This window comes from Streptacidiphilus melanogenes (genome assembly GCF_000787835.1).
In the GTDB taxonomy this organism is placed as follows: domain Bacteria; phylum Actinomycetota; class Actinomycetes; order Streptomycetales; family Streptomycetaceae; genus Streptacidiphilus; species Streptacidiphilus melanogenes.
Genome location: NZ_BBPP01000005.1, coordinates 166,914 through 186,967, shown reverse-complemented (window position 1 = coordinate 186,967; position 20,054 = coordinate 166,914). Strand labels below are relative to the sequence as shown.

The 20,054-nt window shown below is 70.9% G+C and carries 18 protein-coding genes and 1 pseudogene; 6 read left to right on the top strand and 13 right to left on the bottom strand.

The window, feature by feature from the left end:
* Positions 1–67 precede the first annotated feature (67 nt).
* Positions 68–745, top strand: a complete 678-nt coding sequence (locus TR49_RS08240) for a hypothetical protein (RefSeq protein WP_042378854.1) — start codon at positions 68–70, stop codon at positions 743–745.
* 68 nt (positions 746–813) lie between these two features.
* Positions 814–2,049 (top strand): annotated as a pseudogene (locus tag TR49_RS40750) (serine/threonine-protein kinase); the annotation flags it as partial.
* Positions 2,050–2,154: 105 nt separating this feature from the next.
* Here TR49_RS40750 and TR49_RS08230 read toward each other — a convergent pair.
* From TR49_RS08230 to TR49_RS08205, 6 genes are all read right to left on the bottom strand, one after another.
* Positions 2,155–3,165, bottom strand: a complete 1,011-nt coding sequence (locus TR49_RS08230) for a L,D-transpeptidase (protein WP_042378853.1) — start codon at positions 3,163–3,165, stop codon at positions 2,155–2,157.
* Between the two features lie 120 nt (positions 3,166–3,285).
* Complete coding sequence (locus TR49_RS08225; protein WP_042378851.1) at positions 3,286–3,849, bottom strand: type III secretion system chaperone family protein; 564 nt, start codon at positions 3,847–3,849, stop codon at positions 3,286–3,288.
* Positions 3,850–4,075: 226 nt separating this feature from the next.
* Complete coding sequence (locus TR49_RS08220) at positions 4,076–5,734, bottom strand: YVTN family beta-propeller repeat protein (protein ID WP_052434108.1); 1,659 nt, start codon at positions 5,732–5,734, stop codon at positions 4,076–4,078.
* Between the two features lie 442 nt (positions 5,735–6,176).
* Complete coding sequence (gene clpB, locus TR49_RS08215; protein WP_042378849.1) at positions 6,177–8,774, bottom strand: ATP-dependent chaperone ClpB; 2,598 nt, start codon at positions 8,772–8,774, stop codon at positions 6,177–6,179.
* A 127-nt stretch (positions 8,775–8,901) separates the two neighbouring features.
* Positions 8,902–9,408 (bottom strand): LURP-one-related family protein, encoded by a 507-nt coding sequence (locus TR49_RS08210; RefSeq protein WP_042378846.1) that lies wholly within the window; start codon positions 9,406–9,408, stop codon positions 8,902–8,904.
* An 87-nt stretch (positions 9,409–9,495) separates the two neighbouring features.
* Entirely contained in the window at positions 9,496–9,783 is a 288-nt protein-coding gene (locus tag TR49_RS08205) for a hypothetical protein (protein ID WP_152627125.1), read from the bottom strand.
* A gap of 222 nt (positions 9,784–10,005) precedes the next feature.
* On the opposite strand from TR49_RS08205, the gene TR49_RS08200 reads away from it, so the two are divergent.
* Complete coding sequence (locus tag TR49_RS08200) at positions 10,006–10,608, top strand: pyridoxamine 5'-phosphate oxidase family protein (RefSeq protein ID WP_042378842.1); 603 nt, start codon at positions 10,006–10,008, stop codon at positions 10,606–10,608.
* A 234-nt stretch (positions 10,609–10,842) separates the two neighbouring features.
* Here TR49_RS08200 and TR49_RS08195 read toward each other — a convergent pair whose 3' ends face one another.
* Both TR49_RS08195 and TR49_RS08190 read right to left on the bottom strand, forming a co-directional pair.
* Positions 10,843–11,232 carry a hypothetical protein gene (locus TR49_RS08195; protein WP_042378839.1) on the bottom strand — a complete coding sequence of 130 codons (390 nt, stop codon included), beginning with the start codon at positions 11,230–11,232 and terminating at the stop codon, positions 10,843–10,845.
* Complete coding sequence (locus TR49_RS08190) at positions 11,229–11,507, bottom strand: hypothetical protein (protein WP_042378837.1); 279 nt, start codon at positions 11,505–11,507, stop codon at positions 11,229–11,231. Before TR49_RS08190 ends, TR49_RS08195 begins: the two co-directional genes overlap by 4 nt.
* A gap of 328 nt (positions 11,508–11,835) precedes the next feature.
* Between TR49_RS08190 and TR49_RS43625 the strand changes: the two genes are divergently transcribed.
* Together TR49_RS43625 and TR49_RS08185 are read left to right on the top strand one after the other, a co-directional pair.
* Positions 11,836–11,979, top strand: coding sequence for a thioredoxin domain-containing protein (locus tag TR49_RS43625; RefSeq protein ID WP_160311554.1), 144 nt, complete (start codon positions 11,836–11,838; stop codon positions 11,977–11,979).
* A 21-nt stretch (positions 11,980–12,000) separates the two neighbouring features.
* Complete coding sequence (locus TR49_RS08185; RefSeq protein WP_042378832.1) at positions 12,001–13,542, top strand: recombinase family protein; 1,542 nt, start codon at positions 12,001–12,003, stop codon at positions 13,540–13,542.
* Between the two features lies 1 nt (position 13,543).
* Here the strand turns inward: TR49_RS08185 and TR49_RS39740 are convergent, their stop codons facing one another.
* The 5 genes from TR49_RS39740 to TR49_RS08160 form a co-directional block, all read right to left on the bottom strand.
* Complete coding sequence (locus TR49_RS39740; protein WP_052434107.1) at positions 13,544–14,227, bottom strand: recombination directionality factor; 684 nt, start codon at positions 14,225–14,227, stop codon at positions 13,544–13,546.
* On the bottom strand, positions 14,224–15,666 hold the full coding sequence (locus TR49_RS08175) for a zinc finger-like domain-containing protein (RefSeq protein ID WP_042378828.1): 1,443 nt from the start codon (positions 15,664–15,666) through the stop codon (positions 14,224–14,226). Before TR49_RS08175 ends, TR49_RS39740 begins: the two co-directional genes overlap by 4 nt.
* Before the next feature lie 151 nt (positions 15,667–15,817).
* Positions 15,818–16,546: a DUF2637 domain-containing protein gene (locus tag TR49_RS08170; protein WP_042378819.1), complete on the bottom strand. Its 729-nt coding sequence runs from the start codon at positions 16,544–16,546 to the stop codon at positions 15,818–15,820.
* 33 nt (positions 16,547–16,579) lie between these two features.
* Positions 16,580–18,034, bottom strand: a complete 1,455-nt coding sequence (locus tag TR49_RS08165) for an FtsK/SpoIIIE domain-containing protein (protein WP_084724679.1) — start codon at positions 18,032–18,034, stop codon at positions 16,580–16,582.
* Between the two features lie 100 nt (positions 18,035–18,134).
* Positions 18,135–18,509, bottom strand: a complete 375-nt coding sequence (locus TR49_RS08160) for an SCO3933 family regulatory protein (protein ID WP_042378815.1) — start codon at positions 18,507–18,509, stop codon at positions 18,135–18,137.
* Between the two features lie 150 nt (positions 18,510–18,659).
* On the opposite strand from TR49_RS08160, the gene TR49_RS08155 reads away from it, so the two are divergent.
* Positions 18,660–19,064, top strand: coding sequence for a GntR family transcriptional regulator (locus tag TR49_RS08155; RefSeq protein WP_042378811.1), 405 nt, complete (start codon positions 18,660–18,662; stop codon positions 19,062–19,064).
* The last annotated feature ends 990 nt before the right edge of the window (positions 19,065–20,054 follow it).

The window sequence follows — 20,054 nt, the reverse complement described above, 5'->3', positions numbered from 1 at the left end:
GCCTGCCGGGCCGGGCCCGGGCGACGGTACGCTACCGACGACCCGCGCCCGATCACAGGAGCTGCACATGTACGGCCCCGCCACCGGCCCGACGCCGCCGTACACGCCGCCCGCCACACCGCAGCCCTACGCGTACGGGTACCCGGGGCCCGGCCCCCACGCCGCCGCCCAGCCGAACGCCTACCCTCCCCCGCCCGGGGGCTGGATCGCCTACGGGCACCCCGTGGTACCGCCGGAGCGGTCCACCGCGGCCCGCGTCGGCCTCTTCCTGCTCAGGGTCTTCCTCACCTGCCTCCCGACCGTCTCGATCGGCATGCTGCTCTGGGTGCCGCTGGTGCGTGCCGCGTTGGTCCGACGGCGACCGGTCGACTGGGTCGTCCTGGTGGCGACGGTGCTGCTGTGGGCCCTGGGCGCCTACATGGTCATCTCGACGCCGGACAACGTCGACACCGGCGAGTCCGACGCCGGGATCCTGATCCTGATGCTGCTGACCGTGACCTCCACCGTCTACTACCTCGTGGCCGAGCACCGGCAGCCGGTGGCGTACGCGTCCCCCGCCCCGCACTGGCCCACCTCGGATCCGGCGGGTCCCTCGGGTCCCTCGGCCCTGGCGGGTTCGGCTGGCTCGGCGACCCCGGCAGAGCCCGCGGCGCAGCTCGGGCCGCTCGTCCCGCTCGGCCAGGTCCAGGCGGAGCTCGACGAACTGAGCGCGCTGCTCCACCGGCACGAGCGGCCCGCCCCGTGACCGCACCGGCCCCCTTCCCGACCCCCCGACCCGGCACCGGTGCCCGCACCCTCGGCCGACGGTACGAGCTGACCGCGCTCGTGGGCCAGGGCGGCATGGGCCAGGTCTGGACGGCCCAGGACCGGCTGCTCGGCCGGGAGGTCGCGGTCAAGCTGCTGCGCGCCGCCACGCCCGGCGGGACGCACACCGACGAGCTGCGCCGCCGGTTCGAGCGCGAGTCGCGGGTCACCGCGCGCGTGGACCACCCCGGGCTGGTCACCGTGCACGACGCCGGAACGGACGCGGACGAGCTCTACCTGGTCATGCAGTACGTCCGTGGCACCGACCTGGCCGACCACCTCGCCGAGAACGACCCGTATCCGTGGCCGTGGGCGGTGGCCGTGGCGGCGCAGCTGTGCTCTGTCCTGGCCGCCGTGCACGAGGCGGGGGTCGTCCACCGGGACCTGAAGCCGCGCAACCTGATGCTGCGCCATGACGGCACGCTGGTCGTGCTCGACCTCGGGGTCGCCACGGTGCTGGGCGCGGACACGACCCGCGTCACGGCGACCGGCTCCCCGGTCGGCAGCCCGGCCTACATGTCGCCGGAACAGGCCATGGGCAACGCGGTCGGGCCGGCCAGCGACCTCTACTCACTCGGCGTCGTACTGCACGAACTGCTCAGCGGCACCGTCCCGTTCGAGGGCTCGTCGGCGCTCGGCACGCTCCACCGGCATCTGTACGAGCCGCCGACCCCGCTGGGTCGGCTGCGGCCGGAGACGCCGACGGCGCTGGAGTCGCTGGTGCTGCGGCTGCTGGAGAAGGATCCGGCGCAGCGGCCCGCCGACGCGCACGCCGTCTACCGGGCGCTGGCGCCGCTGCTCCAGCTACCACCGGGGAACTCGCCCACCGGGCAGGGCCCGTGCGATCCGACGCGGCCCTTCCGGCTGCCCTTCGCGCCCTGGCCGGACCGGACCGCGTCGCCGACCACAGCCGCAGTCCCACCGCGGCCGGCACCGGCGTCGACGCCGCACTGGGCACCACACGCGCCGCCGCACTCGGCACCGGCGTTCGCAGCTCCGCCGCCTCCGCCCCGTCCTGCCCCTGGTTCCGCATCCGGGCCCATCGCCGGGCCCGCGGCCGGTGCGCCGCTCCCCGGTCCCGAGGCCGACCTGCTCGCCGCGACGGTGGACGAGGCCCGCCGTCTGCTCGCCGCCGGGCGGATCAGCCAGGCGCTCGGGCTGCTCGGCAGCGCGCTGCGCACGGCGGAGGCACGGCACGGCGCCGACTCGCCGGTCGCCGCCGCGCTGCGCCGCCAGTACGCGGCACTCCAGCCGCACGCCCAGGCACACGGAACGGCCGGTGCGAGTCCGCACCGGCCGTCGTGACCTGCCGCCCGAGATCCGCGCTCAGGCCCGGTTCCGGTTGGTGGCTCAGCCGACCGTCGTCGGCAGCGCGCCCGCCGCGCTGCCCGACAGCCAGGAGGACCAGCTCAGCGTGAAGGCGGCGTAGCCGTTGTCACCGTCGACGGTGGCCCGCGAGGAGCCGCTGATGGTGACCGGGTCGCCGGGCTGCGTGAGGTTGTAGAACCACTTCGAGTCGGCCAGCGACAGGTGCACGCAGCCGTGCGAGCCGTAGCTGTGGCCCGGGTACGGGTCGCCGGTGGAGTAGTGCACGTAGGTGCCCGACTGGGTCAGGTGGACATCCCAGGGCAGGGTGATGTCGTAGTAGTTGGGGCTGCTCTTGTCGCAGCTGATGCCGACGCTGCAGGAGGTCATGCGGACCTCGGGCTGCTTGTCCATCACGGCCATGGTGCCGTTCCAGGACGGGAAGGTCGGGCTGCCCGCGTCGATCGGCATCGTCTTGATCAGCGAGCCGTTGCGGTAGACCTTCATCCAGTGGCCGGGAACGCTGACCTTGGTCTCGATGTCGGCGCCGATGGTGAAGCTGTGGTGGTAGTCGTGCGTGCCCCAGCGGCCGTTGCCGTCGGTGACGTTGTTCAGGTCGGCGTCGACGGAGACCTTGGTCCCGGACGCCCAGTAGTTCTGCGGACGCCAGTCGACGCGGCGGTCCCCGAACCAGTGCCACGCACCGGTCATCGGCACGGAGGTGGTCACCTTCAGGGCCTGCTCGACGGCCTTGCGAGCCGAGGCGGCGACGGAGTGGGTGAAGACGATGGATATGGGCTGCGCCACGCCCACGGTCTCACCGCTGAGGGGGTAGATCGAGTCCAGCTGGACCGGGGGGCCCGCCGGGTGGGTCGGCGAGGGGCTCGCTGACGGGCTCGCCTTCGCGCCCACCGACGGGTCGCCGCCGTTCGCGACCGGCGACGAGTCCGATCCCTTGGCGGCCGTCGCTGAGGCCGTGCCCCCGCAGCCGCTCGCACCGAAAGCGACCGCACCTGCCAGCAGTGCTATGCCAATGCCGTTCCTGATCCGCCCCACGCGCCCCACGCCACCTGCTCCGCTCGCGTCACTTCGTCATCACTGGACGTTTTCAACAAGTCCAGAGAGTCCGAACCCTACGCAAGCGGTTGCAGGCGTCATGTAAAGGCAAGGTCAAGATTAGGACTCGGCGGAGTCGCCGTCCTCGGCGCCGCCGTCGGCCTCGTCGCCGGCCTGCTTGTCGTCCACGTCCTTGACCAGGCCGAGGCGCTCGTTGATCCACTGGTTGAAGGTGACGGCAGCCTGAACCCAGTTCACGACCATGGCCGCGAAGTAGTTGATGTTCACGCCCATGCCGACGATCATCTGCGTCTCGCCGACGATGCGCAGCTCACCCTCGTCGGTGGTCTGCGTGTAGACCTTCGGCCACAGGGTCTCGCGGTTCCACTCGTCCAGCGCCTCGAGCAGCGCGGTCTTCGCGGCGAGCTCGTGCGCGTGCTGGTAGAAGGCACGGACCGCGAAGAGCTCCTTCTGCTCCCCACGGAACATGAAGTAGACCTGGAACTCCTCCCAGGGCGCGACGATGTCGCCCTCGGCGTCCACGCCGTGCTTCAGCTGCATCTGGTCCAGCAGCTGCTTCACCAGCTCCGCGTCCGGAACGATCACCGGCGGCGGCCCCTGCGGCTGCGGAGGCTGCGGGGACTGCCCGCCGAAGTTGGGGATGGCGGACGGGTCGATGCTCACGACAGGGGTTCCCTTCGGGGATTACGGCTTGCCACCTCTCATCCTGCCTCACCCGGGGGTGCCGCGCCCAGTGTCGCCGCCCTCGGGCGTGCACTCACGGGCCGCGCGCCGCACGGGTCGGGCCGGGCGGCGACGAGGCGACGCGACCGGCTTCCGGGACGGCTGCCGCGCCGCCCCGGAAGCCGTGCCGGGAGCCGTTCCGCGGGCCGCCCCGGGGCCGCACCGACTACGAGCAGTTGATCAGCAGCGAGGTGATCACGGTGCAGCTGCGGCTCGCCGAGTCGTTCGCCGGGTTCAGGTCGACCGGGCTGCTGGCCGAGCGGCCGACCGTCACCGTGTAGGGGAGCCCCAAAGTGAGCAGGCCGACCGGCACGGTGAACTGCCGGGTCGCGCTCGCACCCACGGCCAGGGGGCCGACGGAGCAGCTGACGCCGCGACCGCTGACCGCGCAGTCGCCGGAGCTGCCCGCCATCGGCGTGGGCAGCAGCGCGCTGACCGTGCCCGAGGTCAGCGCGGAGGGACCGTGGTCGGTGACCGTGACCGTGTAGACGATCGAGCCGCCGAGGAGGGCGGGACGGGGGGTGGCCGCCAGGGTGACACCCACGTCGGCGGCGGTGTAGGCGAACTGGTCCGCCTGGCTGGTGGCGCTGGTCCCGCCGGGGGTGGTGACCCGGACGTCCACGGTCCCCACCGCGCCGGGCGGGGAGACAGCCGTGCAGCTCTGGTCACCGCAGGAGAAGGAGGCGGCGGGCTTGCCCGGACCGAAGTCGATCCCGGTCGCACCGGAGAGGTGGCTGCCCGCGACGGTGACGGCGGTGCCGCCTCCGGGCGGGCCCGAGGCCGGGCTGACCCCGGTCACCACGGGCGCGGGCACGGTCAGGGCGACGGCCACACCGGCCGGGTCCGCTCCGACCGGGGTGGCGCCCACCACCTGGTCGTCGCCGGCGTCGATGGTGGAGACCGAGGCCGCGCCGAGGTCGGTGACCAGCACCCGAGAGCCGTCCGGGGTCACCGCGATGCCCTGCGGATCGCCGCCCACGGGGATCGTCGTGGTCGTCCCGGACGCGGTGTCCAGCACGGCCACGCTGTTCGCCGGACCGTCCGCGAGGTAGAGCCGGGATCCGTCCGGAGACAGCGCGAGGGCGTACGGTGCGGCGGGGACGGCGACGGTGTCGACGACGACGGCGGCCCCGGTGTCGACCACGGAGAGCGAGGCCGCTCCCTGCTCCGCCACGTACAGGCGGGAGCCGTCCGGGGTCGGCGCGACGGCCACCGGGACGCCGCCCAACGGCAGCGTCCCGGTCACCGCGTCCGTGGCCGTGTCGATCACCGACAGCGCGCCGCCTCCGCCGCTGTCCGCGACGAAGACCCGGCTCCCGTCCGGGCTGACCGCGAGGGCGTCCGGACCGGCGCCGACGGTGACCGTGCCCACCACGGCGTCGCTCGTGGTGTCGATCACGGAGACCGTGTCGGTCCCCTGGTTCGCCACGTAGACCCGCGAGCCGTCGGGACTCACGACGGCGGCGGTGGGGCTCGCGCCGACGGCGACGTCGGCCGCCAGGGTGTCGGTCTCGGTGTCGATGACGGCGACGTTGTTGGAGCCGATGTTCGGCACGTAGACGTGCCCGCCGTCCGGCGCCGCGGCCACGCCCTGCGGGCCGTAACCCACGTCGGCGACGGTGGCCTTGAGCGCGCCCGTGGCGACGTCGACCACCGAGACGGAGTTGCTCCCCGCGTCGGCCACGAAGGCGGTGGTCACGCCGCCCGGCGTGGACGGGGACGCGCTCGCGGCCTGCGCGGCCGCCACGTTGCCGCCGAGCGCTCCGGCCAGTGCCAGGCCGACGACCGCCGACAGCGCGACGGTCCTGCGATGGCCCGTCGGCACGGGCCCGGTCCGCCTCCGGAGCGGCCCCGGTGCGGATAACGCCCGCGCGGCAGGGCCGGAGGGCGGCAGCAAGGGATACGACGAGGACATGAAGAGGACTCCCCCCTCGGCGCGCCCGCCACGGCGGGCACCGGTCGGAGCCCTGGGACCTCGGCGGTGCGGCATGCTGCGGGCGCCGACGGGCCCCCGACCCCCGGCGACGCCGCCGGGCAACAGGATTCCGGAGGACCCCACCCGCCACAAGAGAACGGGAGATGACCATGCATCAGCGGCCCGGCTGCCCCATACTCCGCGCGGACGGAAGGGCCGGGACAACGGGACGCCGCCGAACACGGAACGACTGGGCCCGGGACGACGGCGAACACGGCGAACGGGCCCGGCACGCGTGCGTGCCGGGCCCGTTCAGGCGTCGGTCGGGACGTCGGTCCCAGGCCCAGGGACCTCAGTCGCCCTCGCGGGAGACGGTGAGCTGGTCCGCTCCCTCGTCGGCGTCGACCAGGACGGTGTCGCCGTCGCGGACGTCGCCGGCGAGGATGGCGCGGGCGAGCTGGTCCCCGATGGCCGACTGGACCAGGCGGCGCAGCGGGCGGGCGCCGTAGGCCGGGTCGTAGCCGGTGATCGCGAGCCAGTCGCGGGCGGCCTCGGTGACGTCCAGGGTGATCCGCCGGTCGGCGAGACGCCGGTCCAGCGCGGCGACCTGGAGGTCGACGATGCGGCCCAGCTCGGCCGTGGACAGCGGCTCGAAGACCACGATGTCGTCGAGGCGGTTGAGGAACTCCGGCTTGAACGAGGCCCGGACCACTTCGAGGACGCGGTCCTTCTTGGCGGAGTCCTCCACCGTCGGGTCGACCAGGAACTGCGAGCCCAGGTTGGAGGTCAGGATCAGGATGGTGTTGCGGAAGTCGACCGTCCTGCCCTGGCCGTCCGTCAGGCGCCCGTCGTCCAGGACCTGCAGCAGGATGTCGAAGACCTCAGGGTGGGCCTTCTCGACCTCGTCCAGCAGCACCACCGTGTACGGGCGGCGCCGGACGGCCTCGGTGAGCTGGCCGCCCTCCTCGTAGCCGACGTAGCCGGGGGGCGCGCCCACCAACCGCGCCACGCTGTGCTTCTCGCTGTATTCGCTCATGTCGATGCGGACCATGGCCCGCTCGTCGTCGAAGAGGAAGTCCGCGAGCGCCTTGGCCAGCTCGGTCTTGCCGACGCCGGTCGGGCCGAGGAAGAGGAAGGAGCCGGTCGGACGGTCCGGGTCGGCGATGCCGGAGCGGGCGCGCCGGACCGCGTCGGAGACGGCCTGGACGGCGGCGAGCTGGCCGACCAGACGGCGGCCGAGCTCGTCCTCCATCCGCAGCAGCTTCGTCGTCTCGCCCTCCAGCAGCCGCCCGGCGGGAATGCCCGTCCAGGCCGCCACGACGTCCGCGACGTCGTCCGGGCCGACCTCCTCCTTGACCATGGACGAGGTGGTGGACTCGGTCCGCGCCGCGTCCTGGGCCTCGGCGAGCTCCTGCTCGGCGGCCGGAATGTCCGCGTACATCAGCCGGGACGCCGAGGCGAAGTCGCCGTCGCGCTGGGCGCGTTCGGCCTGACCACGCAGGCCGTCGAGGCGCTCCTTGAGCTCGCCGACCTTGTTGAGGCTGCTCTTCTCCTGCTGCCAGCGCGCTGTCAGCGCGCCCAACTGCTCCTGCTTGTCCGCTAGATCGCGGCGCAGCCGGGACAGCCGCTCGACGCTGGCCGCGTCGGACTCCTTCGACAGCGCCATCTCCTCCATCCGCAGCCGGTCGACGGAGCGCTGCAGCTCGTCGATCTCGACCGGGGAGGAGTCGATCTCCATGCGCAGCCGGGACGCGGCCTCGTCGACCAGGTCGATGGCCTTGTCCGGCAGGAAGCGGGAGGTGATGTAGCGGTTGGACAGGGTGGCGGCCGCGACCAGCGCCGCGTCCGCGATCTGCACCTTGTGGTGCGCCTCGTAGCGGCCCTTGAGGCCGCGCAGGATCGCGATGGTGTCCTCGACGCTGGGCTCGCCGACCAGCACCTGCTGGAAGCGGCGCTCCAGCGCCGCGTCCTTCTCGATCCGCTCGCGGTACTCGTCGAGCGTGGTCGCGCCGACCATGCGCAGCTCACCGCGGGCCAGCATCGGCTTGAGCATGTTGCCCGCGTCCATAGCCGAGTCGCCGCCGGCGCCTGCGCCGACCAGCGTGTGCAGCTCGTCGATGAAGGTGATGACCTGGCCCTCGCTGGACTTGATGTCGTTCAGGACGGCCTTGAGCCGCTCCTCGAACTCGCCGCGGTACTTCGCGCCCGCGACCATCGCACCGAGGTCGAGCGCGACCAGGCGCTTGCCGCGCAACGACTCCGGCACGTCGCCGGCGACGATGCGCTGGGCGAGACCCTCGACGACGGCGGTCTTGCCGACGCCGGGCTCGCCGATCAGGACGGGGTTGTTCTTGGTGCGGCGGGAGAGCACCTGCACCACGCGGCGGATCTCGTGGTCCCGGCCGATGACCGGGTCGAGCTTGCCGTCGCGGGCGGCCTGGGTGAGGTCGGTGCCGTACTTCTCCAGCGCCTTGTAGCTGCCCTCGGGGTCCGGGGAGGTGACCCGGGCGCTGCCGCGCACCTCCTTGAAGGCGTCGAGCAGCGCCTTGGGCGTGGCGCCCTCGGCCTTGAGCGCCTCGGCGGCCGCGCCGCCCTCCGCGGCGAGGCCGACCATCAGGTGCTCGGTCGAGACGTACTGGTCGTCCAGCTCGGCCGCGCGGGCGGCGGCCTCGTTGAGGACGGCGACGGTCTGCCGCGCCAGCTGCGGCGCGGCGACCGTCGAACCCTGCGCGCTGGGCAGCGCGAGGGCGAGCCGCTCGGCCGCGCCGCGCAGGCGCGCCGGGTCGGCCCCGACCGCCTCCAGCAGCGGCCGGGCGATGCCCTCGGGCTGCTCCAGCAGGGCGAGGAGGACGTGCACGGGCGTCACGTCCGGGTTGCCCGCGCCCGAAGCCTGCCGGATCGCTGCGGACAAGGCCTCCTGGGCCTTGGTGGTGAGCTTGCTGGCATCCACGTGTGTTCGGTCCTCCTCCGGTCGCACCCGGGCTCGCCTGTGCCTGCGCTATGTCTGCTCCGTCAAGCATGACATAAGTTGAGTCTATTCCACTCAACCTTTCGCGCAGGCGTCGGTACGCATCGGCTCACACCTCGTGCGGGTGCTCCTCCGCGTGCATGTGGTCCACGCACACCGCGATCGAGAGCAGCAGCGGCACGTCCTCGTCGTCGGCCACGTCGATCGCGTAGGTGTCGCGGATCGAGAACCACTTCTTGCTGACCTGGGCGATCCGGCGCCCGTCCTGCTCCATGGTGAACTCGTGGTCGGTGAAGTTGCCGTGGATCTCGATCTCGCCGCCGCCGACGGCGTCCCCCAGCTCGGCCAGGTACTTGTCGCGGAAGACGGTGATCAGCTTCTTCTTCACCGTGGCGATGCGCTCGTCGTCCCGCTCGACCATCATCGTGTCGCGGACCGCGATCATCTTCTTCTTGATCACGGCGACGATCTCGCCGGTGTGGTGGTCCTTGAGCTCGAACGTCTCCCGGATGCGCAGGGCCTTTCCGTCGACGAGGAACGCCTTGTCGCCGTGCTCGGTGGTGATCCAGTGGTCGTCGCCGATACCGAAGACCCGCTCGCGCATCAGAAACTTCATCGTGCTTTCCCTCTCTCGCATGTGCCGGGGCGTCATCGCACATGCTGCCACCCGCGGCGGGCCCAGCCCATGCGCGACGGCACGACGTCAGCGCGAACGCGGGGTGACCGGCCGGCCGGTGGTGGTGTCGAAGAGGCGGCGGCCGCCGAGCGGGGTGTGGAGGGTCGTGGTCACTTCGACGAGGGTCACGTAGGGCGGGCAGATCCCCGGCGGGCGGGACATCGTCAGGGTCAACCGGACCTCCGTGGACGACTCCTGGGCCTGGAGGGCGAGCCGGCGGCAGCCGCCGCCGAGGGCCTGGACGCCGAGCCTCCGTCCGCCGTCCGTCACCGCGACGGCCTCGATCGGGAGGTGCACCGCTGCGGGCGCGCTCACCGTCGGAGGGCGCACCGGCGTCGGCGAGCCGGTCCCGGGGGTTGAACCCGGACCCGGACCCGAGCCGGAACCGCAGGATGTCAACAGCAGGCCCGCGAGGACGAACCCCGCGACACGCACCGCTCGCTCACGTCCCATGTCCCTTTGATGTCCGCGCGGGCATCCCGGTTCCCCGGCCGAAAAGCCCGGACGAAAGAGCCCTGCCCTGCGCATCATGACCCCATGGGAAAGACGTATGAACGCATCGACGGTCGGCTGCGGGAGTTCATCGAGGCGCAGCACATGTTCTTCACCGCCACCGCACCGCTCTCCGGCGACGGTACCGTGAACCTCTCCCCCAAGGGCCTCAGCGGCTCCTTCGCGGTGATCGACGAGCGGACCGTGGCCTACCTCGACTTCGCCGGCAGCAACGCCGAGACCATCGCCCACCTGCGGGAGAACGGCCGCATCACGCTGATGTGGTGCGCCTTCGACGGCCCGCCGAACATCGTGCGCGTGCACGGGCGCGGCGAGCCCGTCTTCCGTGACGACCCGCGCTGGCCCGCGCTGGTCGCCCACTTCCCCGCGATCGACCCCGCCCCGCACGGCCCGCGCGCGATCATCGTGGTGACCGCGGAGCTGGTCCGCGACACCTGCGGGTACGCCGTGCCGTTCATGACCTACGACGAGGACCGCCCGCTGCACCGGTCCCGCTTCGAACGCGAGACGGACGAGAGCCTCGACGCGTACTTCCACAAGAAGGAGCACATCGAGCAGAGCATCGACGGCCTGCCGGGCCTCCCGCTCCCCCTGCCGCCCCTGCCGCCCCTGCCCGCCACAGCGTAGGCACGGGGCTGACTGAGATCCCAGAGCGGTCGGTAGTAGCCGATCCGCTCCGGGTCGGGCTCGATTCCTGTACTGCCTTCGGCCACAAGATCTCGCTCCGCCGAGAGGCAGAGCGCGGGCGTACTGCCCGACATGGAACGGATCCGCATGGTGCGCGCTGCGCAACGGGAACACCGACGCGATGAGCACGGACAGCCCGGTCTGCCGCCCGTCGCGTGGACCGTCCAGCCCAGGCTACGGACGGGCGACCTTGATCTGCGGGCGCCCTGACGCCTCCACAAGCTTGCCGATGTCGCCGAGGTCGTCGGTGAGGATGGGCGCGTCGAGATTCTCGACGGCCGCGAGGACGACGCTCGCGTCCACCACGTCGTGGCTGCCCGCTCGGCGGCAGAGCTCGGAGGCCGCCTTGGCGCGTTCCTCCGTCAGGGGCAGGATCTCGCAGCCGCGCAGGACCCGATGCAGAACGGCCGCCGAGGGACGCGTGCTCCACGCCTGTGCCAGCACTCCCGCCGGCACCACTGGGCGAACCCTTGCGGCGAGCAGCGTCTCGTGCTGCGCGACGAACGCGCGGTCGTTCTTCTCGGCTGCGATCAGGGCACCGGTGTCGTAGACGATCGCGTTCACGCGCTCTGCCGTCCGGCACCGGACGTCCAGCCCATCAGCTCGTCGACCCGCTCCGACGCCGCCCTCCGCTCGTCGGCGGTGAAGGCGCCGTGCTCGTGCTGGTACTCCGCCATGGCGGCGAGGCCGTCGAGCCGCCGCTGCTCGTGGGCGAAGTAGTCGACCAGGGCGTGCGTGACCACCGTGGAGATCTGCTCCTGGCGCTGCGCCGCGATCGCTCGAAGCGTGGCGCTGAGCTCTTCGTCGATGCTGATGCTCAGCTTGGCCTTGTCGCTCATATTCCAACTGTAATACGGAGCGTTGCTCATCGCTGTCGATCCGGATGAAAAGCCTCGCAGCAGGCCGCTACTCGACCGCCCGTGTTCTTCGGATGCTGCCCGCAATCGTGACCGCGCCGACGACCGTGACCGCCGCCCCGGAGCCCGCGAAGCAGAGCCCGGGGGCAGCTTTCCCCGTCCAGGCGTTCGTTGCCCACTGGGCCGCGGTCGTGGAGGTCGAACGCCGACCGGGGACTGCGAAGGCGTACCACCGAGCGAACTACCTGGCCAAGCAACGTCCAGGGACTGACTGGAATGCACCGACAGCCCGATGGGGTTGGATGAAGGTATGGCATCACGTGCACGCGTTCGCGCCCCCGAGCTGGTCGGCAAGGGCGGATGGCTCAACACCGGCGGCAAGGATCTGACCCTCGCGGATCTGCGGGGGAAGATCGTCGTACTCGACTTCTGGAAGTTCACAACGATGCACTGAACTTCCGGGAGAATCGACGCCATGCACCACCACGGCCTGTGTGACCTCTACCTGCGACTTTCGCTGGACCGCGACGGCAAGACCGCCATCGAGCGCCAGGAAGCCGACTGCCGAGCCTGGGCTGAGCGCAACGGACTGCACGTCCGAAAGATCCACATCGACCGAGGCCGCTCCGGATACAAGTCCGTCGAGCGCAAGGGCTTCGACGCCGCACTCCACGCCGTGACCGCCGGGGTCGTCGGGACCCTCATCGTCTGGAAGCTGGACCGGCTCAGCCGCAAGGGCATCGGCCAGGTCGGCAAGGTGCTGGACGGCATCGAGAAGGCCGGCGGGCGGCTGGTCTCCGTGATCGACGGTCTGGACACGTCGAACGACTCAGCCCGAATGATCGTCGCCATGCTCGCGGAGCTGGCTCGGTCCGAGTCCAAGAACCTGGGCACGCGTGTCGGGCACGCCAAGCAGTTCCTTCGGCGGCGGGGTCAGTGGATCGGAGGCCAGCCGCCCTATGGTCTGTTGCTGGACCCCGAGACGAAGAAGCTGGTGCACAACCCGGACACCTGCACATACGCCCGGCTGATCGCAGACGAGGCACTGGCGGGCAAGTCCCTGACCAAGATCGCCCGGTTCCTGAACGAGCACGAGATCCCGTCGCCGCGCGGTGGCCAGTGGAACGCCGCGAGCATCATGCAGTTGCTGCGCTCCCCCGCGTTCGCAGGGCTCATGCCCGAGACGGAAACCGTCGAGACGGACGACGGCGAGCGCAAGTACACAGCTCGGGTGTTCCCGTATCGCGATCCGGAGACGCTGGAGACGGTCAGCATCGGCGAGGGCATCATCACCGTCGGAGAGCGTGAGCTCATCATCCGGCAGTTGGAGTCCAGGACTTTCGAGCACGCTGGGAAGCGCCACGCGAAGCCGAGCGGAACTGCCCTGCTTACGGGGTTGATCTACTGTGCCGTGCCAGGGTGCGGCCGACGGATGCACAAGGTGGGCAACAGCTACCAGTGCATGGCGAAGCGTTCTGGGAATCTCTGTGCGGGTGCGTCGGCCATGGCCGAGAGCGTGGACAAGCACGTCACCCAGATGTTCCTGACGCGCCTGCCCGCGCTTGCTCCGACAGACCCTCTGCTCATCGCCATCGCCCAGCGGTGGGTTCAGCGTGCGGACCCGGAGAGCTTCGCGAAGCGCGACGCGATCACTGCTGAAATCCAGGAAGAAGAGGCCCGGTTGGCCGACCTGGAAGACGCGCGATACGTGCGAGGTGAGTTCAAGGGCCAGGACGCCGTCACTCGGTACGACCGACTGGCAGGACGGCTGCGGGGCCGCATTGAGGGTCTTCGAGCGGACCTGGCGAAGCTGCCCGCGCCCTCGATCGACATTCGGCCGATGCTGGACGCCGGGCAGCTACGGGCCGCCTGGGATGGCGCCACCGACGATCTCCGCCGGGACCGCCTGACGCTGGCCATCGACCGGATCGAGGTCACGAAGGGCCAGCGCGGGAAGCGCTTCGTGCCCGACGAGCGCGTGTCGATCAGGTGGGCGGAGCCGACGCCACAGCCGTGAGTCAGGCTGCTTGACTCAGTTCGGTTGCACTGCGGGATGGGAACGAGGCAACCTTCCCGCTAAGCGCCGCGAGCTGCACCAGCGGACGGCGGTACATCACCCGGAGACCGTCCGTGGAAGTGAACTCACTTTCGCTCAACACGAGTTCAGCCTTGCGTGCGCCCTCCGAGCCGACGAGCTGAGCAACCAGGTCTTCCGCGTGCTCGGCCATGTCCCACGCGCGGGACTCGAAGGCGAAAACGCCCAGCTCGGGCGCGTCGGCCAGCGTGAACCGCACCGTGGTCACAGGGCTTGCCCCCGTCCCTCGTGTGGCCATGGCCCTACGGTCTTCGATGGCCTGCGGGCATCCGCACGGCTCCCCCTCGGATGCCTGCCCTTCGGACTGGAAGAACGCGCCGTTGCACCGCCGTGCGGCTGCACGTGCCTTCCAATGCTCCATCTCGACGGTTACAGCAGCATCACTGTCCAGCGTGACCGGAAGTGCGGCGCATGGTGTGTCCACCTCGAAGTACCCACGGGGCGAGGCGATGCTCTCCCCGCCGAGAAGCTCAGCAACAGCTTCCGCCGCCCCCTGATCGCGGGTGGTGAAGCACCAGGTGGAGAGCGTCTGGGGAAGGCCCGCAACAAGCCGGCCGAAGTGGAACGCTCCGACGACGTCACCCGGCGACTTGGGAACGATTGTCATGCGGTCTCACCCCCTTCTCGTTTGTGCTGTTGAAGTACGGCGAGGTTGTGGCGGACGGTGTCGGCGATGAGCTGTTCGGCGGGGGTGTAGCCGGTGCCGAGGAACTGCCAACTGCTGACGACGAGGGTGGTGGTCTCGTCGATCGGGGGCAGACCGTGGTGGCTGCGGTTGGTCTCGGCGCGCCAACTGCGGCGGGCGTCGCGGAGCTGGCCCAGGGTGGTGGAGTAGCGGCGGGACTTGGTGGAGAAGTGGCCCTTGAAGCCGAGCATGTGGGCCCACTTCCAGAGCTTGAGGTCGGCGAACTCTGGGAGCGCTCCGAGGTCCCAGCAGGTTCGGATCATGGCGCGGACGTGGGTGGCGACGCGAAGGTCGCGGATGGGTTCGGCCTGTCCGGTGCCGTGGCAGTGCTTGCACTGGCGGACGTGTCCGGCGGGGTCGGCTACGTGGCCGCGCCCGTTGCAGGGATTGCAGTGGAGGGAGCGGTCCACGGTGCCGGAGGATTCGGCGCTCTTGGTGGCGTACTTGGCCACGTAGGCGGCGACGGCCTGTTCGGTCAGCTCGCGGTCGTCATGCGCGCCGCTGGTGGTGATGGGGCGCACGTCGAGCTGAGCACCCCAGCGCATCTCGCGTTCGCCGACCCTGTTGGAGATCACGGTGAGGGCGGTGCGCTCGTGGGCTTCGCGGATCGCGGCGTCGAGGAGTTCGGTGGTGGCCCAGGTCGGCGGGGTGGTGGTCGGGCCGTCGGGTCCGTCGATGCGGACGATGGCGTGGAAGTGGACCAGGCCGCGCTTTTGGAACTCGGCGACCTTGGCGAACGAGAGCCGGGCGTGGTCGGGCAGTTCCTTGACCTTGAGCCCGGCGGCCTTGGCGACGGCGCGGCGCAGGTAGGTGGTGAAGCGGGCCCAGAGCATTCCGGCGTGGGCGTTGAAGAGCACGGCCCCGGCGTAGTCGTAGGCGGCGGGAGTGATCGGGATACCGATGGCGGGGTCGGTGTCGAGGTGGTGGATGCCGCAGGCGCAGGGGCGTCGCTTGCCGCTTCGGGTGGTGGGCTGGTTGTGGACGGGGCCGAAGCTGGGCGCCGTGAGGGTGGCGAAGACGCGCGGGTGAGTGGTGACGGTGTCGGGGACGTTCTTGCCGCCCGCGAGTCCGGCGCGGATCAGGTGGAAGGTGTCAGCGGAGTAGAGGCGAGAGCAGGACGGGCAGCGGCTTTCGCGGCGGTTGCCACAGGGGACCAGGAGCCGCCCGAAGGGTTCGTCGCGGGTGTCGAAGTGGTGCAGCACCTCGCCGGTCGCGGCGTCGTGGGTGGTGGCGTGTCCGAAGAGCTGGATGGGCCGGGTGCAGCCGCGGACCGCTTCCACGGACGCGGTGATGCGGTCGAAGCGCGGGTGCTGGGCGAGGTGGAGCAGTTCCCGTGCGGCGGGGCTCAGGTCAGCGGTCATGGGCGGGTGCTCCTTCCTGGCGGAGGTGTCGGGGACGGGGCGGGGTTCGGGCGCGGTGGGCGTGGTTGCTCCGGGGCCGGTGGGATGGGGTGCTGCCGTGCGCCGACCGGTGCGAGCGGGAGTGCGCCGGTCGGCGCGCGGCGGGTGAGGATCAGGCGGTGATCAGCTCGGCGTGGACGGCGTTGGCCATGGGGCTGGGCAGTCCCATGCGGGTGCCGAGTTGGGTGGCGGTCATGGGGTGGCCGTGCTGCGCGCGGTGTTGCTGGTCGAGCTGACGGGCGGTGACCAGCAGTCCGGCCGGGACTGGAAGCGGCGCGGCCGGGGCCGGGTTGGGTTCGGGGGCCGGGGGTTCGGTGACGGGTTCGGGTGCGGGCGTCGGGTCGGGGCTGGTGGGGTGCGGCAGGGCCGTGGAGGTCTCGACTGGTGAAGGGCTGTGGGTTTCCGGACCAACAGGCCCCGTCATAGGCGCGAGGGGGGTTAGAGGTGTGTGGAGATGGCGAAGGAGGAGGGGGCCGACGGCGCCCCAGCCGAGCAGGAGGAGCGGGGCGACGGCGTCGAGGGCGGCGCGGCCCCAGTGGTGGAGGATCAGGGGTTCGGCGGTGTTCAGGGCGAGGGTGAGCAGGCCGGAGGTGTGCATGAGCCGGATCGCGGGTCGCAGTTCGCGGCGGTCGATGCCGGTCAGGGACAGGTGGCGCAGGGCGGCGAGGAGGCCGACGACGGACAGGTCCACCATCGGTGCGATGAGTGGGGCGATGGGGTGCGGGATGCCGAGGCGCAGGGCGAGGGCCCAGACGTTGCCGAAGCTGAACGTGAAGGCCAGGGCGGCGATCAGGCCCATGACGGCGGTCACGGTGACGCGGGTGACGTGCGGGTTCGGCATGAGCCGGGGTCTCCTTCCTTAGCGGCAGGGTGGTCAGGCCGCGTCGTCCAGGGCGTCGGTGACCAGGCGCGGCCCAGTGAGCTTGGTGAGGAGCTGGAAGGGGTCGGCGGTGAGGTGTCCGCAGTTCTGGGCGACCTGGGCGCACCGGTCGGGGTTGATGTAGGGGATGCGGACGCGCAGGAAGCCGGGCTTTCCCTGGCGGACCATGACGGCGACGCCGACGAAGCGGTCGTCCAGGAGGTTGATCGGGGAGGCGTCGGGCCAGTTGCGGATGTCCTCGCCCAGCGCGGCGACGGCGGCGTCGGTGGTCTTCTGGGCGAAGGACAGGGCGACCGAGCACACGTCGCGGATGAACGTGGGGATGGCGTCGCCGGTGGCCTTCTGGGTGGCCAGGAGGGTTGTGATGCCGACGCTGCGGCCCTTCTTGACCAGGTCTTCGACCAGGCGCGCGTTCTCGGCGGACAGGGCGGCGAGGCGCTTGGTCTCGGGGTCGTTGCCCTTGTAGTCGCGGAAGTAGGTGTGGGCCTCGTCCACGATGACGACCAGCAGTGGCCATGCGGGGGTGGGGCCCTTGTCCCACATGTTCGTGGTGCCCAGCACGCGGCGGATGGCCGAGGAGCGGTCGCGGCGCAGCTGCACGAGGCGCTTGAACAGCTGGTTGGCCGCGTCCAGGTCGTCGCCCACGAATTCGGCGATGCGGTCGATGACGTCGGCGTAGTCGCCCTCGTCGGCGCGGCTGACCTTGCCGTCCAGGACGATGAACTGGACGGCCGCCGAGGGGGCCAGACGCGCGATCAGGGCGTTGATGAGGGAGCTTTTCCCGTAGCCGGGGAGGCCGGCGACGGCCGCGCCGGGGACGTTGGCCATGCGCAGGGCGACGGCCTGGGCGTACTCGTCCACGCCGAGGTCCCACACGCCCAGGTCCTTGGTGGGCTTGCCGGTGGGCGTGTAGTGGATCGGGGTGTGCAGGGGTTCGTTGCGCACGGCGCGGAGCAGGAGCTGTCCGGGCTTGTCGACGTCGACGGAGACGCGGGTGCAGCCCCAGGCTTCGGCCAGGTGGTCGGCTTCGCGCTGGACTTCGGCCAGGCCCACCTTCGCAATGGTGCGCATGCGGATCTGGACTCCGAAGCGGTCCGCCGTGGTGGTGACCTTCGGGAACAGGATGCGCGGTTCCGGCTTGGGACGCTCGGGGGAGGTGCGGAGTTGCTGTGCCAGGGTCGGGGTCCGGTCGGTGGTGGTCAGGCCGAGGTTGCGGGCCAGGCGGGGCCAGGTCCGGCGGATGCGGAAGGCCTGGCGGATGCTGGCGCGGGTCTCGGTGTCGGCGCGGATGTAGGTCACGGTCTTGACGGTCAGCCAGACCAGGAGGACCAGGGCCACGGCGACGCCGAGGAGTGGCAGCCAGGAGGGGACCAGGTTCGAGGGGTCGAGCGAGGGCAGCGGGGTGCCGGTCGGGCTCGGGGACGGCGAGGGGGCCACGGCGGGCGTCATGCGGTCACATCCGATCGGATCTCGGGTCGGGGGTGGTGCGGGGCGGTGGGGGCCGGAGCCGGGCCCGCGTCAGCGATGAGGCGAGGGCAGCTCGGCGGTCTCACTTCGCGGCGGCTTCGGCCTTGGCCGGGGCCGCCGTGGGGTTGGCCAGTTCCAGGGACTCGGCGCGGTAGGCGAGACCCACGGTGACCTGACCGCCGAACGCGTTGCCCCACGGGGAGGCGATCAGGCCGACGGGGCGGACGATCGCGCCGAGGGCCAGGCCGTCGATCAGGCCCGTCTCGGGGACGGTGACCTTGATGACCTGGGCCTGGAGGCCGAAGGTCTCCATCAGCTGGACGGTGAACAGGCGGGTCTTGCCGTCCCGGTCAACGGCGATCTCGCCGGTCTCCATGTCCTTGACCTTGACGGTCGGGGGCACGGCGACGATGTGGGTCACGCCGGTCAGGTCGGGGCGGACGGTGATGCGAGCCATGAGGACTCCAAAGGGTTGGGCCGTGACGTCGGCGGGAGTGCCGACGCCGAGAACAGTACCTCTAGGGGAGCTAGAGGAGCAAGAGGGGTTTTTCGTTGGCGTGTCGCGGACTACTGGGCTATGGGGGTTAGAGGGGGCTACCCTGGTGCTATGACTGTGCCCCCCGCCGACGAGCGCCCCCCTTACCTGCGGGCCGCCGACGAGCTACGGGCGGACATCGCCAGGGGCCGCTACAAGGTCGGCGACCAGCTACCGGGAGCGCCGGAGCTGGAGAAGCGCTTCGGCGTCGCCCCGATGACCCTGCGCAACGCGATGCGTGTGCTGCGGGAAGAGGGCTTGATCTACGCCGTCCAGGGGCGCGGCACGTTCGTGCGCCAGACCCCGAAGCAGGCCCAGGGTGCGGGCCCGGAGGCCGGCGGCGAGATGGTGCAGGTTCCCGCCGCCGACCTCGAACGGCTCATGACGCTGCTTGAGAGCCAGCAGGAGCAGATCCAGCAGGCGTTGCAGCGTATCGACGCGCTGGAAGAGCGACAGTCGGGCAAGCCCCGCCGGTAGAGCGCTCCAAGCGGGTCATCCGCTCCTCCAGGTCCGCCAGCAGGCCCCCGTTGCGCGCCGCCTGAGCCAGGAGGCGGTCCATCCACTGAGTGCCGTTCATCTACTTCCCCGTTCCGGCGTTGCAGCCGCGTGCTTGATCGTTGTCGCTGCAATCAACCCCGCACCGGTCACCGCTACGGTCACCGGATTCACTCGGTTGGCATCGCATTTCGGCAACACCTGAAATAGCGTCACCACTGGTTACTTTCCGCAGGTCACCAGCGCAACGGCGAAGGTAACCAGCAAGGTCACCAGTCCCCCGGCGAAGGTAACCAGCAGGGTCACCAGCAGCTCTGTGAAAGTCACCAGGCCGCTCGGCTGCCGTTGCCATCCCGCCCCCTGCCAGTCCTCGCCGGTGTCTCTTGGAAGGAGCCTGCCGAGGACCGGCCGCGAGAAAAATCGCCGAGACTGTGCTACGTGCTCCACTCATGCCGTCCCCTTCCTGGCCGCGTCCGGAAGGACGGTCCGATGCCGCCCCCGCATGACCACGATGGGCACTCGTCGGCCGGATGCATCCGGCCGCAGGCGTGGTAGTGGCGTCGCCCATCCGGGCCCCCTTCTTCGTGGTCTGTGTCATCAGCAGCTTTGCGGAGGAGCTGGAAACGGCCGTTTCGAGATCTTGCGGTATAGCGCGCGCCCGCTTCCGGCTCATCTGCATCGCTCTCGCTCCTCTCTCGCCCGACGACGGTCCGGTCATGGTGCAGGCGAACCGCGGCTTGGACCGGCCGGAAATCCGTGGCACGATCCCGCCCACACGACGCCTCGAACCCGCCGCCGAGAGCTGGCCGGCGGGCCGGGAAAGTCATCCTGCACGGCTGAACGCCACCCGCCAACACCCCTATTTCGCAGGCGAATCCGCAGGTGAGACACGATGAACACGGATGAACACCGATGGACACCGATGGACACCGTGAGACCCCCTTAGCTGTGACGGAGATCACGGAGCGGACA